This is a genomic window from Skermanella sp. TT6 (genome assembly GCF_016653635.2).
GTDB classification, from domain to species: Bacteria; Pseudomonadota; Alphaproteobacteria; order Azospirillales; family Azospirillaceae; genus Skermanella; species Skermanella cutis.
The window spans coordinates 3,236,086-3,248,894 of record NZ_CP067420.1; the positions used below are offsets into that span (position 1 = coordinate 3,236,086).

General features: G+C 68.8%; 12 protein-coding genes. 1 reads left to right on the top strand and 11 read right to left on the bottom strand.

Translation table 11 applies throughout. The annotated features are described in order from the left end of the window. Nucleotides 1-5: 5 nt before the first annotated feature. The 7 genes from IGS68_RS15275 to IGS68_RS15305 all read right to left on the bottom strand — a co-directional run bounded on the left by IGS68_RS15275 (nucleotide 6) and on the right by IGS68_RS15305 (nucleotide 5,572). Complete coding sequence (locus tag IGS68_RS15275) at nucleotides 6-1,169, bottom strand: phosphoserine transaminase (RefSeq protein WP_201070601.1); 1,164 nt, start codon at nucleotides 1,167-1,169, stop codon at nucleotides 6-8. A gap of 152 nt (nucleotides 1,170-1,321) precedes the next feature. Then, nucleotides 1,322-3,043, bottom strand: a complete 1,722-nt coding sequence (locus IGS68_RS15280) for a hypothetical protein (protein ID WP_201070603.1) — start codon at nucleotides 3,041-3,043, stop codon at nucleotides 1,322-1,324. Nucleotides 3,044-3,108: 65 nt separating this feature from the next. Beyond that, nucleotides 3,109-3,564 (bottom strand): MaoC family dehydratase, encoded by a 456-nt coding sequence (locus IGS68_RS15285; protein ID WP_371821779.1) that lies wholly within the window; start codon nucleotides 3,562-3,564, stop codon nucleotides 3,109-3,111. Between the two features lie 53 nt (nucleotides 3,565-3,617). Further along, nucleotides 3,618-4,073, bottom strand: a complete 456-nt coding sequence (locus IGS68_RS15290; protein ID WP_201070605.1) for a GNAT family N-acetyltransferase — start codon at nucleotides 4,071-4,073, stop codon at nucleotides 3,618-3,620. Beyond that, complete coding sequence (locus tag IGS68_RS15295; RefSeq protein ID WP_201070608.1) at nucleotides 4,070-4,870, bottom strand: PhzF family phenazine biosynthesis protein; 801 nt, start codon at nucleotides 4,868-4,870, stop codon at nucleotides 4,070-4,072. Before IGS68_RS15295 ends, IGS68_RS15290 begins: the two co-directional genes overlap by 4 nt. Before the next feature lie 19 nt (nucleotides 4,871-4,889). Beyond that, complete coding sequence (locus IGS68_RS15300) at nucleotides 4,890-5,336, bottom strand: GNAT family N-acetyltransferase (RefSeq protein WP_247880875.1); 447 nt, start codon at nucleotides 5,334-5,336, stop codon at nucleotides 4,890-4,892. Next, nucleotides 5,324-5,572: a DUF1127 domain-containing protein gene (locus IGS68_RS15305; RefSeq protein WP_247880876.1), complete on the bottom strand. Its 249-nt coding sequence runs from the start codon at nucleotides 5,570-5,572 to the stop codon at nucleotides 5,324-5,326. The genes IGS68_RS15300 and IGS68_RS15305 overlap by 13 nt, the downstream gene beginning before the upstream one ends. 94 nt (nucleotides 5,573-5,666) lie before the next feature. Here IGS68_RS15305 and ehuR point away from each other — a divergent pair, with 94 nt between their 5' ends. Then, nucleotides 5,667-7,073, top strand: a complete 1,407-nt coding sequence (ehuR, locus tag IGS68_RS15310) for a MocR-like ectoine utilization transcription factor EhuR (protein ID WP_201070610.1) — start codon at nucleotides 5,667-5,669, stop codon at nucleotides 7,071-7,073. A gap of 324 nt (nucleotides 7,074-7,397) precedes the next feature. On the opposite strand, the gene thiD is transcribed toward ehuR, so the two are convergent. The 4 genes from thiD to ftsH all read right to left on the bottom strand — a co-directional run bounded on the left by thiD (nucleotide 7,398) and on the right by ftsH (nucleotide 12,740). Beyond that, complete coding sequence (gene thiD, locus IGS68_RS15315; RefSeq protein ID WP_201070611.1) at nucleotides 7,398-8,198, bottom strand: bifunctional hydroxymethylpyrimidine kinase/phosphomethylpyrimidine kinase; 801 nt, start codon at nucleotides 8,196-8,198, stop codon at nucleotides 7,398-7,400. Further along, entirely contained in the window at nucleotides 8,195-9,568 is a 1,374-nt protein-coding gene (gene glmM, locus IGS68_RS15320; RefSeq protein ID WP_201070615.1) for a phosphoglucosamine mutase, read from the bottom strand. Before glmM ends, thiD begins: the two co-directional genes overlap by 4 nt. A gap of 61 nt (nucleotides 9,569-9,629) precedes the next feature. Continuing rightward, nucleotides 9,630-10,712, bottom strand: a complete 1,083-nt coding sequence (folP, locus tag IGS68_RS15325) for a dihydropteroate synthase (protein WP_247880878.1) — start codon at nucleotides 10,710-10,712, stop codon at nucleotides 9,630-9,632. A 93-nt stretch (nucleotides 10,713-10,805) separates the two neighbouring features. Continuing rightward, on the bottom strand, nucleotides 10,806-12,740 hold the full coding sequence (gene ftsH, locus IGS68_RS15330; RefSeq protein ID WP_201070630.1) for an ATP-dependent zinc metalloprotease FtsH: 1,935 nt from the start codon (nucleotides 12,738-12,740) through the stop codon (nucleotides 10,806-10,808). Between the last annotated feature and the right edge of the window lie 69 nt (nucleotides 12,741-12,809).

Genomic DNA, 12,809 nt, shown 5'->3' on the forward strand with positions numbered 1-12,809 from the left:
CCGGGTCAGCCGGCCTTGACGGTTTCCGACTTGACGGTCTCGAAGGCCCACTCGATCCAGGGGATCAGGGCTTCGATGTCGCTCCGGTCGATGGTGGCGCCGCCCCAGATCCGCAGGCCGGGAGGCGCGTCCCGGTAGGAGGCGGCGTCGAGGGCCACGCCCTCCTTCTCCAGCAGGGCCGCGACCTTCTTGGCGACGTCGGCCTGGGCGGCGGAGTCCAGCGCGGTGATCTCCGGATCGACGATCTTCAGGCAGATCGAGGTGCAGGATCGGATCGACGGCTCGACCGCCAGGAAATCGATCCAGGGGGTGCGGGCGACCCAGTCGGCCAGCGTCCGGAGATTGCCTTCGGAACGCTCGATCAGGCCGGGAAGGCCGCCGACCGACTGCGCCCATTTCAGGCCGTCGATCGCGTCCTCCACCGCCAGCATGGACGGCGTGTTGATCGTCTCGCCCTTGAAGATGCCCTCGTTGAGCTTGCCGTCCTTGGTCATGCGGAAGATCTTGGGCATCGGCCAAGACGGCTTGTAGCTCTCCAGCCGGGCCACGGCGCGCGGGCTGAGCACCAGCATGCCGTGCTGCGCCTCCCCGCCCAGCACCTTCTGCCAGGACCAGGTGACCACGTCCAGCTTGTCCCAGGGCAGGTCCATCGCGAAGGCGGCCGAGGTCGCGTCGCAGAGGGTCAGGCCGTCGCGGCCGGCCGGGATCCAGTCGCCGTCGGGCACGCGCACGCCCGAGGTGGTGCCGTTCCAGGTGAACACCACGTCGCGGCCGAAATCCACCTGGGAGAGGTCGGGCAGCGAGCCGTAGTCGGCCTGGAGCGTCCGGGTGTCGGCCAGCTTCAGCTGCTTGACCACGTCGGTCACCCAGTCCTTGCCGAAGCTTTCCCACGCCAGCATATCGACCGACCGGGCGCCCAGCAGCGACCACATCGCCATCTCGACGGCGCCGGTGTCGGAGGCCGGAACGATGCCGATGCGGTAGTCGGCGGGAATGCCGAGGATCGACCGGCTGAGCTCGATCACCTCGGCCAGCTTGGCCTTGCCGGGCTTGGAACGGTGGGACCGGCCGAGCAGCGCGTCGGAGAGCGCCTCCAGCGTCCAGCCAGGACGCTTCGCACAGGGACCGGAGGAGAAATGGGTGTTCTTTGGCCGCGCAGTCGGCTTCATGGAGGCTATTCCTTGCAGAATAGTTGCAACCCGTTGGGGGGTCGTGGCCCGGCGCGGATACTAGTTATCGCCTTTTCCCAAATCAACCGCGCAATTCCGTTCCGCGCCCACGGCATGGCGGAACAAGATAATTAGCCGGCCGATCAACAACATCACGCGGCGGCGCCGGGGAACCCGACCGACCAGAGCGCCGACTGAAGCTTGGCCATGCCCTGCTTGCGCTCCGCCTCGCTGCCGAAGCGCTTGGCCCAGGTCGTCTGGAAGTCGGGGCTCTTCATGGCGCGCTCCAGCGTCTCGGCGACGAAGGTGCGGGCGCGGCCCTCGGGGAAGCTGACCTGTCCGCAGACCTTCAGCAGCATGGCGATCCGTTCCGCCAGCGGCTTCTTCACGCCCATCACGCCGTTGCGGAGCGCCTCGAACACGGCGCCGTCCAGTTCGTCCAGGACCGGCCCTGCCGCATCGTCGGCCAGGCCGGCCAGACGGATCGAGGACTGGAGATCGACCAGCGCCTCCACCGTCTCGACCACGCTCCTGCGGCCCCCGGCCGTCTCGCGGAGCAGCGGCTCGGTCTCCATCAGTCCGGCGAGGTGGCGGCGCAGCCTTGTTTTGTCCCGCTCGCCGGGAACCATGCGGATCAGGCGGCTGAGCCGGTCGATCCGTTCCGACCGGGTGCGCAGCCCCTCCAGTTCGGTGGCGACCCGCGCCTCGGTGAGGACGGAGCCGATCCGCTGCTCGAGGGTCGCCCGGATCTCCTCGTCGGCGCCGAGCCCGGGGTTGACCTCTGACAGCCAGCGGCCGAGCGCGCCGACCGCCTCGATCTCCTGGAACAGACCTTCGTCGGGCCGCAACGCCGACCGGCCGGAGAGTTCGGCCAGCAGCCGGCGGCGCAGCACCGTGCGGCACCGGGGCAGCAGGTTCGCCTTCATCAGGGTGTTGAGCCGGGCGAGGCCGACCAGCGGACCTCCCTCGGGGTAAGAGAAGGTGCCGGCATGCAGTTCGGCCAGCAGGATCACCGTCTGGTCCGGCCGCAGGCGCCCGCCGCGCAGCTCGCGCAGGCTCGGCGGCGCGTCGAGGATCTCCGCCGCGAGCATGTCGAGCAGCCTGTAGTGCCGGATCTCAAGGCCGGGCTGGACCAGCAGGACCAGCCGCGACAGCTTCTCCCCCCAGCTGCCCGCCCCCATCAGGTAGCGGGTCAGGGCGCGCAGGCAGTGGTAGGAGAATTCCTCGGCATCCGGAAACCGGCTCTCGATCTCCCAGACCACGGCGAGGAACTTGCCAGCCTCGATCTGCGGTATGGAATGCTTGCGGTCGTCGGCGTGCAGCGCCTCGATCGCCTTGTGGACCGCATCGATCAGTTCGATGTAGCGCGCCTTGCCGGCCTTGGACGCATCCTTGGCGCCCTGGACCTGGGCCATCGCGGCGCGCTGGATCGCCCCCTCCACCATGCCCTTGCCGGAGGCCAGCTCCGTGGTGTGCCTGACGGAATGGATCAGTTCCAGCGGAGTCATCCGGCGCGGCTCCAGGAACCGGGCGAGCAGGACCCGGATGTCGTCTCTGGCCTGCTCCCGGTGGAAATCCCGGCGGGTGCGGCAGGGCGTGCGGGCACCCAGCGTCGGCAGGCCGGCGGGATCGGGATCGGTCCGGCCGGGTGCCACCCATTTCAGCAGGATCGTGCGGTCGGAATGGTCGAAACCGCCGAAGCGGGTGGCGCGAACCACCCGGACACCGTCCAGCCCCCGCAAGGCCAGCACTTTCTCCGCCGCCTTCAGCAGCGTCGCGGCGGACGGAGATTCGACCGCAGGCTGCCATGCCCCGTCCTGGAGCATGTGCATCTCGTATTCGATACTGACTTCGACGGACGTGCGGTCAGGCATGCGAACGCCACCCCCACTTCTGAGGAAGTCATATATACACTATCCGGGCAGATAAAGAATAGAACTTAGACGGAGATCGTTTCGGGAGTCCTGCGGGCAATTATGTGATCCAGTAGAATGCTAAGTACTGATTCGTCCCGCTGATTATAAGTATTGTATTGAAGGCGAACTCGCCCCCGGTCGTCGCGGCTGCGGGAGGGCTGAACTTCAGTTACTTCGACAACTACCTTCAGCGTATCGCCGGGCCGGACCGGGCGCAGCCAGCGGAGCTGGTCACCGCCGCTACCGCCCATGCTGCTGTCGTGGATGATGCCGGTATCGCGCAGCAGGCGGAAGGTCAGCGCCAGGGTCTGGAAGCCGCTGGCGATCAGGCCGCCGAAGGGTCCGTTGGCGGCGGCCACGGCATCCACATGGAAGGGCTGCGGGTCGTACATCAGCGCGAAATCGATGATCTGCGCCTCCGTCAGGGTGACACCCGCCGTCCCGAACCGGTCGCCGACCCGAAAATCCTCGAAGAACATCGACTTCATGCGCTTTGCCTCTCCCCATGGCTGGCTTGCTTGGCGGGCCGCGGTCACAGCCTCTTGGTCAGATGGATGATGCCGTCCGAGGCCCCGGCAGGCCCGGGCGGAACGGGCTCGAAGCCCAGCGACCGGTAGAGCCCCAAGGCGGCGGCCATGGACGGCAGCGTCTCCAGATGCATACCGGTATAGCCGCGCCGGCGCGCTTCATCCAGAGCCGCCTCGCACAGGCGGCGCCCCAGCCCGGTCCCGCGCCAGTCGTCGCGGACATAGAGCCGACGCATCTCGCAGTCGCCGCCCGCCTCGGCCGGTGCGGAGAGGCCGACCACGCCGACCGGCTCCCCGTCCTGCCAAGCAAGCATCCACAGACCGGGAAGTGCGGCGACCTCGCGCTCGTATCCCGTGAAGCAGATGGCGAAATCCATCGCCCTGCCGTAGTCCAGGAGGAGGCCGCGCACGGCGCGTAGGTCGTCCTCCCCGGCCGCTTCGGCGATCCGGATCTCGGTCACAGGTAGACGGTGCCTTCCATGTAGAGAATGGCCTTGCCGGAGATCATCACCCGATCGCCGCGCAGTTCGCACCACAATTGTCCCCCCCGGGCGGAGAGCTGGCGCGCGGACAGTTCGGTCTTGCCCAGCCGTTCGGCCCAGTAGGGCACCAGCGTGCAATGGGTCGAACCGGTGACGGGATCCTCCGGGATGCCGTGATGCGGGGCGAAGAAGCGCGACACGAAATCGACGTCGCTGCCCGGCGCCGTCACCAGCACGCCCCGGTCCAGCCGGGACAGCGCCCCCATGTCCGGCTTGAGGGACGCGATGGACGCCGCGTCGTCGTAGACGACCATGTGGTCGCGGCCGGTCAGCAGGTCGGACGGAGCCGGACCGCCGAGCGCCGCGGCGAGATCCGCGCGGACGGCGTCCCGATCCTCCGCCGTCCGCTCGGGCGGGCGGGCCGGGAAATCGAGCGTGTAGAGGTCGCCGCGTCGGGTCACCGTCAGGTTGCCGGCGACCTGGGTGGCGAACTCGACCCGCTCCGTGCCGGGACGCAGGATCGACATGATGACATAGGCGGAAGCCAGGGTGGCGTGGCCGCACAGGTCGACCTCGGTGGTCGGCGTGAACCAGCGCAGCCGATATCCCTCCTGCCCCTCCGGGACGAAGAAGGCCGTTTCGGCCAGATTGTTCTCCGCCGCGAGGTCCTGCAGCGTGGCGTCCGGCAGCCAGATGTCCAGCGGCATCACCGCCGCCGGATTGCCGGCGAAGACCGTGTCGGTGAAGGCATCGACCTGATAAATCCGTTGGCTCATAGCGTCTCTCGTTCGGGTCTCAATCGTGCAGGTTGGTGAAGTCGAAACAGTCGGGATGCCGTTCCAGCCCCACCTTTTCGTAGAATTCGATCGCCGCGGGGGCCGACAGCAGGATGCAGCGCACGGTGTCGCCACCCGCCGCGGTCCGCGTCCGGACCATCAATGCCCGGCCGATGCCCCGCCCCTGCCATCTCCGGTCCACCGCCAAGTCGGACAGATAGCAGCAATAGCTGAAATCGGTGACCGACCGGGCAACACCGACGAGATTGTCACCATCGCGCGCGGTGACGATCAGGTCGGCCTTCTCCAGCATCCGGGAGATCCGCTCGGGCTGGTCGACCGGGCGGCGCTCGGCCAGGCCGGAGCGGCGCAGGACGTCGATGAACTCGGCGGGGGTGAGATCCGGTTCGCACCGGAACCGGATCTCGGCACCGCTCCTGTCGGTGAACGGCTTCAGGTGCGCCAAAACGGCTTGCTCCCCTCGTAATTCGCGTCGGCCCGGCTGATGCCGATATCCTTCAGCATGTCGTCGCTGAGCGCAAGGAGTTGCCGTCTCTGGCGAGCTTTCTCGTGCCAGGTCATCAGGATCTCGAAGACGGTGGGCAGGACGGCCAGGACCGATCGGGCGGCGGCGCGGAGAGACGTTGCGGCCGGTGCCGGCATCCCCGGACGGGGAGGTGTGGCGGCGTTAATTGTATGCATACAATCCTCCATCCTCTGGCGTTCTGCCTCGATACATTCGAGACAATGCGATTATTGCTTGCTTCGGATGAGGGTCAATGAATACATTGTCACCATGACAACTTGGCTCCCGGATCTCGACAGCTACCCAGGGCCCCGCTACCGGGCCATCGCCGACGCGCTGGCCGCGGACATCGCCGCCGGCCGGCTTGCCGTCGGCGAGCGCCTTCCCACTCACCGCGACCTGGCCTACCACCTCAAGGTCACGGTCGGCACGATCACGCGCGCCTACGCCGAGGCGGAGCGGCGGGGCCTGATCGGGGGAGAGGTCGGGCGGGGCACCTACGTGAAGGCGGGCACCGTGCGGAGCGCCGGGGACGAGTGGCCGCAACTGCCGCCACCGCCGGGCGACACGCCGGCGGTGGTCGACCTGTCGCTCTGCACGCCCAGCGCCGCCGGGGTGGCGGAAGCCCTGGCCGCCCTGCTGTCCGGCATGAAGGATCCGGCCGGGTTCGCAGATATGCTCAACTACCCGCCCCATGGCGGGCTGCCCGCCCACCGCGAGGCTGGGTCGCGGTGGCTGACCCGTCACCGGATCTCGGCCGGGCCGGAGACCGTGCTGGTCACCAGCGGCGCGCAGAACGGCATGGCCATCGCCTTCACCACGATCACACGGCCGGGCGACCTGATCCTGACGGAGCGGCTGACCTATTTCGGCATGAAGGCGCTCACGGCCACCCTCGGCCTGCGGCTTGACGGGCTTTCCATGGACGACGACGGGCTGCTGCCCGACGCGTTCGAAGCGGCCTGCCGGCAGTCGGCACCCAAGGCGCTCTACACCGTGCCGACCCTGCACAACCCGACGACGGCTATCATGCCGACGGAGCGGCGGCGGCGGATCATCGAGATCGCGCGGAAATACGACGTCACCATCGTGGAGGACGACGTCTTCGGCTTCCTGGTGCCGGACGGGCCTCCGCCGATCCAGGTCCTGGCGCCCGACATCACGCTGCACATCAGCAGCCTGTCCAAGAGCATCGCGCCGGGCCTCCGGATCGGCTACCTGGTGGCGCCGCCCCGGCTGATGCCGCGCCTGGAGGCCACGATGCGCGCGCTGAACTACGCGGTGCCGCCCCTGATGGGCGAGCTGGCGACCCGCTGGATCGAGGACGGCAGCGCCGACCGTTTCGCCGAGACCCAGTGCCGGGAATGCCGCGCGCGCCACGCCCTGGCGGCGGAGATCCTGCGCGACGGCCCGGCCGTCGCGGTGCCTTCCGTCGGGCAGCATCTCTGGCTGAAGCTTCCCGATCCCTGGCGGCGGGAGGACTTCGTGGCGGAGACCCGCAGCCGGGGCATCATCCTGACCGGCGCCGACGTCTTCATGGTCGGCCGGGGCGCCGCCCCGCACGCGGTCCGCGTCGGCCTGTCCATGCCGGCCCGCCGCGAGGACGTGCGCCACGGGCTGGAGGTCATCGCCGACCTGCTGTGCAGCCCGGCCGGGGCGACGGTTTCGATGGTTTGACGGGCCTTTGCCATGGCCCGTCCGCGACCGTCCGGTAGAGTCGAGGTCAGCCTCGGCAGAAGGCCAACACCCTGCGTCAACGCTCCACAGGACTCGTCAGAACCTCTGTGCAGCACCACTCGAGCTGCGCGCGATCAGGTCGATCCGCCCTGGGGCAGCTGATCCGTTGCGTTGCGCCATGGGCGCAACCTACGATCGCCGGTCCGCATCACCTCCGCCCTGCATCGAGCCGTAGGTTGCGCCCATGGCGCAACATAGTGCGCCGAGTGGAACGGCCGGCCACGAAGACCGAATAGGTCCAATCATCCACGGATGCCGACAGCATTAGAACCCGTCGGCGACGGTCCAGGCGTGATTGAGCGGGCCGTGCCCGGCGCCGTAGCCGGGGGCCTGCCGGATCGCCTGGTCAACGTAGTTCCGGGCGCGGGCGACCGCCTCCGGCAGGGTCAGCCGCTGGGCGAGGCCGGTCGCGATCGCGGAGGCCAGCGTACAGCCGGTGCCGTGGGTATGCGGGGTATCGATCCGGCGGGAGGTGAAGACCTCCTCCCCGTCGTTGGTCAGCAGCAGGTCGGTGACCGTCTCGCCTTCCATGTGGCCGCCCTTCAGGAGCACGGCCTTGGGGCCGTAGCTGAGCATCAGGGTGGCCGCGTGGCGCATGTCGTCCAGGTCCAGGATCTCCAGGCCGCTCAGCACCTGGGCTTCCGGGATGTTGGGCGTGATCACGTCGGCGCGGGGCAGAAGACGGCGCTGAAGCGCGTGGCTGGCGTCGGGGTCGAGCAGCATGGTCCCGCCCTTCGCGACCATCACCGGATCGACCACCAGCGGTATGTCGCCGCCGAGCTCGTCCAGCACGTCGGCGACCGTCTCGATCACCTCCCCGCTGTGGAGCATGCCCGTCTTGATCGCGTCGGCCCCGATATCCTCCAGGACCAGCCGCATCTGCTGGGCGATGAACTCCACCGGCACCGGATGGATGCCGAAAACGCCCAGGGTGTTCTGCGCCGTCAGCGCGGTGATGGCGGTCGCGGCATAGCCGGTCAGCGCCGTCACCGTCTTGATGTCGCCCTGGATACCGGCGCCGCCTCCGCTGTCGGAGCCGGCGACGATCAAGACCCTTCCCCTCATTCCGCCGCTTCCTGTTGCCGCACCGCCGCTTCCTGGATCCGCTGAACGATATCCCCGACGACGGCATTCACCAAGGCTTCATCGTCGCCTTCGGCCATGACGCGGATGACCGGCTCGGTCCCGGACTTACGGATCAGCAACCGGCCCGAGCCGCTCAGCCGGGCCTCGCCGTCCCGGATCGCCGCCTTCACCTGCCCGTCCTCCAGCGGTGCCGCGTCCCCCTCGAACCGGACGTTCTTCAGGAGCTGGGGCACCGGCTCGAACACCCGGCAGACGTCGCTGACGCGCCGGCCGCTCTCCTGGATCACGGCCAGGACCTGGAGAGCCGCGACCAGCCCGTCGCCGGTCGTGCCGTAGTCGCTCAGCACGATATGGCCGGACTGCTCGCCGCCGACATTGAAGCCGTGCTCGCGCATGTGCTCGACCACGTAGCGGTCGCCGACCGGGGTGCGCACGAGATCCAGGCCGAGCCCCTTCAGCGAACGTTCCAGGCCCAGGTTGGACATCACCGTGGCGACCACGCCGTTGCCCTTGAGCTTGCCCGACTCGCACCAGGACTTCCCGACCAGACCCATCACCTGGTCGCCGTCGATCTGACGCCCCTTCTCGTCCACCAGGATCAGCCGGTCGGCGTCGCCGTCCAGCGCGATGCCCAGGTCGGCCCCGTTGGCGACCACCTCGCTCTGGAGCATCTGGGGGGCGGTGGCGCCGCATTGGCGGTTGATGTTGATGCCGTCGGGCTTGACCCCGACCGAGACGACTTCCGCGCCGAGTTCCCACAGGACCTTGGGCGCCACCTTGTAGGCGGCGCCGTGGGCGCAATCGACCACGATCTTCAGCCCGTCCAGCCGAAGCCCGCGCGGGAAGGTGTTCTTGACGAACTCGATGTAGCGGCCGCTCGCGTCCTCCAGCCGGCTCGCCCGGCCCAGCGCCGCCGGCTTGACCAGCGACGAGCCCAGGGGATCGGCCAGCCGGCCCTCGATCTCCGCCTCGACCTCGTCGGACAGCTTGTAGCCGTCGGGGCCGAACAGCTTGATGCCGTTGTCCTGGAACGGGTTGTGGGAGGCCGAGATCATGATGCCGAGGTCGGCGCGCAGGCTGCGGGTCAGCATCGCTACCGCCGGCGTCGGCATCGGCCCGACCAGCACGACGTCCATGCCCATGGCGATCAGCCCGGCCGTCAGGGCCGGCTCCAGCATGTAGCCGGACAGGCGGGTGTCCTTGCCGATCACCGCCAGATGCCGGTGATCGCCCCGATGGAACTGGACCGCCGTCGCCATGGCGACCTTGAGGGCGGTTTCCGCGGTCATCGGCTCGATGTTGGCGGTGCCGCGGATGCCGTCGGTGCCGAAGAGTTTTCGCGTCATCATTCCTCTCGAACAGTCATGCCGTACTTAACCGGAAAGTCCGGCAACAGCCAAGGCCCGGGCCTCATTTCCCCCGAAGGTGCAGCCCCGCCCAGAGCGCGCGGGCCTGGCAGGTCTCGGCGACGTCGTGGACGCGGAGGATCTGGGCGCCCTGGTCGAAGGCCGCCAGCGCCCCGGCCAGCGAGCCGGCCATCCGGTCCTTCGGCGCCTCGCCGCGGCTGAGCGACGCGATGAAGCGCTTGCGGGACAGCCCGATCAGCAGCGGCACGCCCAGCCCATGGTACAGCGCGGCGTGGCGCAGGATCTGGAGATTGTGCTCGACCGTCTTGCCGAAGCCGATGCCTGGGTCGACGCAGAGATCGCCGGCGGGCATGCCCGCTTCCAGGCAAGCCGCGACCCGTTCGGCGAGGTAGGCGTACACGTCGGTCGGCGCGTCGGCGTACTCCGGCGCCTGCTGCATGGTCCGGGGCTCGCCGCGCATATGCATCAGGACGACCGGAACCCCCGACCTGGCGGCGACGCCGAGGCTGTGGGGGTCGCCGGTCAGCGCCGTGACGTCGTTGATGATCGCCGCTCCCGCCTCCAACGCCGCCGCCATGACCGCGGCGTGGCGGGTGTCGATCGAGACGACCGCACCGTGCCCGGCGAAGTGCCGGATGACCGGAACCACCCGCCGGATCTCCTCCTCCGCCGGGACCGGATCGGCCCCCGGCCTGGTCGACTCGCCGCCGATGTCCAGGATGTCGGCCCCGGCCTCCAGAAGCGCCGTGCCCTGGGCGACGGCGCGGTCATGGTCCAGGAAGTCGCCGCCGTCGCTGAAGCTGTCGGGGGTGACGTTGACGATGCCCATGACGGCGGGCCGGTCGAGCATCAGTCCCGCGAACGGTGCCCGGGAACGGCACAGCGCGTCGAGGAGGTCCGCGGCGGCGGCCCAGCCGGCCAAGTCACCGACCGGGCCGACCGCACGCCGGACATCGGCCGTCCCCTTGCCGTTCGTCCTGGCGATCGCCTCGACCATGCCGAAGGCGAGCGGCCCTCCCGCCAGGGGAAGCGCCGTGCCGGCCTCGACCGCCCGTCCCGCCGCGTCGTGTCCGAGGATGCCCAGCGGCCGAAGATACAGGCAAGCGCCGGACCGTTCCGCCGACAAGCAAAAGCCCCGGAGTGACCCGGGGCTCGTTGCCGGCTCCATTCCCATGGGAGCCATCATGTCCACCAAATATCAGCCTTCACGTCCCCGAGCTTACGTGCCCGGCTGGGGTTCCGGCTCGAGACCGCCGGAGTCCTTGCTGCCGCTGGTCGGGACCGAGGCCCGGCGACCCGGGGTCGGCTGCTTGGGCGGCGGCGGCGTGTCCTGCTTGTCGGTGCGGACGATCGGGTCGCCGCGCAGCAGGGCATTGATCTCCTCGCCCGACAGGGTCTCGTACTCGAGCAGGCCCTTGCCCAGCGTATGGAGCTGGTCGAGGTTGTCGGTCAGGATGCGCCGCGCCGTCGCGTAGGCGGTGTCGACGATCCGGCGGACCTCCGCGTCGACCTCCGCCGCAGTCGCGTCGGACATGTTCTTGTGCTGGGTGACCGAGTGGCCCAGGAAGACCTCCTGGCTCGGCTCGCCGTACAGCAGCGGCCCCAGCTTCTCGCTCATGCCCCACTCGGTGACCATCCGGCGGGAGATGTCGGTCGCCATCTTGATGTCGGACGAGGCGCCGGTCGTGACCCGGTCGATGCCGAAGATCAGCTCCTCGGCCACGCGGCCGCCCATCGCGACGGCCAGGTCGGCCTCCAGCTTGGCGCGGCTCAGCGAGATCCGGTCGCCTTCCGGCAGGCGCATCACCATGCCGAGCGCGCGGCCGCGGGGAATGATGGTCGCCTTGTGGACCGGGTCGCTGTCCTTCATGTGGATCGCGACGATGGCATGGCCGCCCTCGTGGTAGGCGGTCAGCTTCTTCTCGTCCTCGGTCATGACCATGGAGCGGCGCTCGGCGCCCATCATGACCTTGTCCTTGGCGTTCTCGAACTCGGCCATGCCGACGACGCGCTTGCCGGCGCGGGCCGCCAGCAGGGCCGCCTCGTTGACAAGGTTGGCGAGGTCGGCGCCGGAGAAGCCGGGTGTGCCGCGGGCGATGATCCGGGCGTCCACGTCGGGCGCCAGCGGAACCTTGCGCATGTGGACCTTCAGGATCTTCTCGCGGCCCAGCACGTCCGGGTTCGGCACGACGACCTGGCGGTCGAAGCGGCCGGGACGCAGCAGCGCGGGGTCGAGCACGTCGGGACGGTTGGTCGCGGCGATCAGGATCACACCCTCGTTCGCCTCGAAGCCGTCCATCTCGACCAGCAACTGGTTGAGGGTCTGCTCGCGCTCGTCGTTGCCGCCGCCCAGGCCGGCGCCGCGATGGCGGCCGACCGCGTCGATCTCGTCGATGAAGATGATGCAGGGGGCGTTCTTCTTGCCCTGCTCGAACATGTCGCGGACGCGGCTGGCGCCGACGCCGACGAACATCTCGACGAAGTCGGACCCGGAGATGGTGAAGAAGGGCACGTTCGCCTCGCCCGCGACGGCGCGCGCCGTCAGGGTCTTGCCGGTACCCGGAGGACCGACCAGCAGCACGCCCTTGGGGATCTTGCCGCCCAGACGCTGGAACTTCTGCGGGTCCTTCAGGAACTCGACGATCTCCTCCAGCTCCTGCTTGGCCTCGTCGATGCCGGCGACGTCGTCGAACGTCACCCGGCCGACCTTCTCGGTCAGCAGGCGCGCCCGGCTCTTGCCGAAGCCCATGGCCTTGCCGCCGCCGGACTGCATCTGGCGCATGAAGAAGATCCACACGCCGATCAGCAGCAGCATCGGGAACCAGGACAGCAGCACGCTGAACAGCGACGGCACGTTGCTGTCGTCGGGCATGGCGCTGATCCGGACGCCCCGATCGGCCAGACGATCGACCACATTGGCATCGGGCGGGGAATAGGTGCTGAACGAGCGGCCATCGCTGAAGTGGCCGCTGATCTGGTTGCCCTTGATCGTCACATCCGCGACCTGGCCCCGTTCGACCTCGTTCAGGAAGTCGCTGAACGGCACGCTCGCCTGCGGACTACGGGTGGAGGAACTCTGGAACAGATTGAACAGGGCCACCAAAAGCAGCCCGATGATGATCCAGAGAGCCAGGTTTTTACCGAAATTGTTCACGGTTCACGCCTTTCGTCGGACAACCTCGGCGCCTTTCATTGCACGCCGGGCGCCAGCCCTCGACACTTG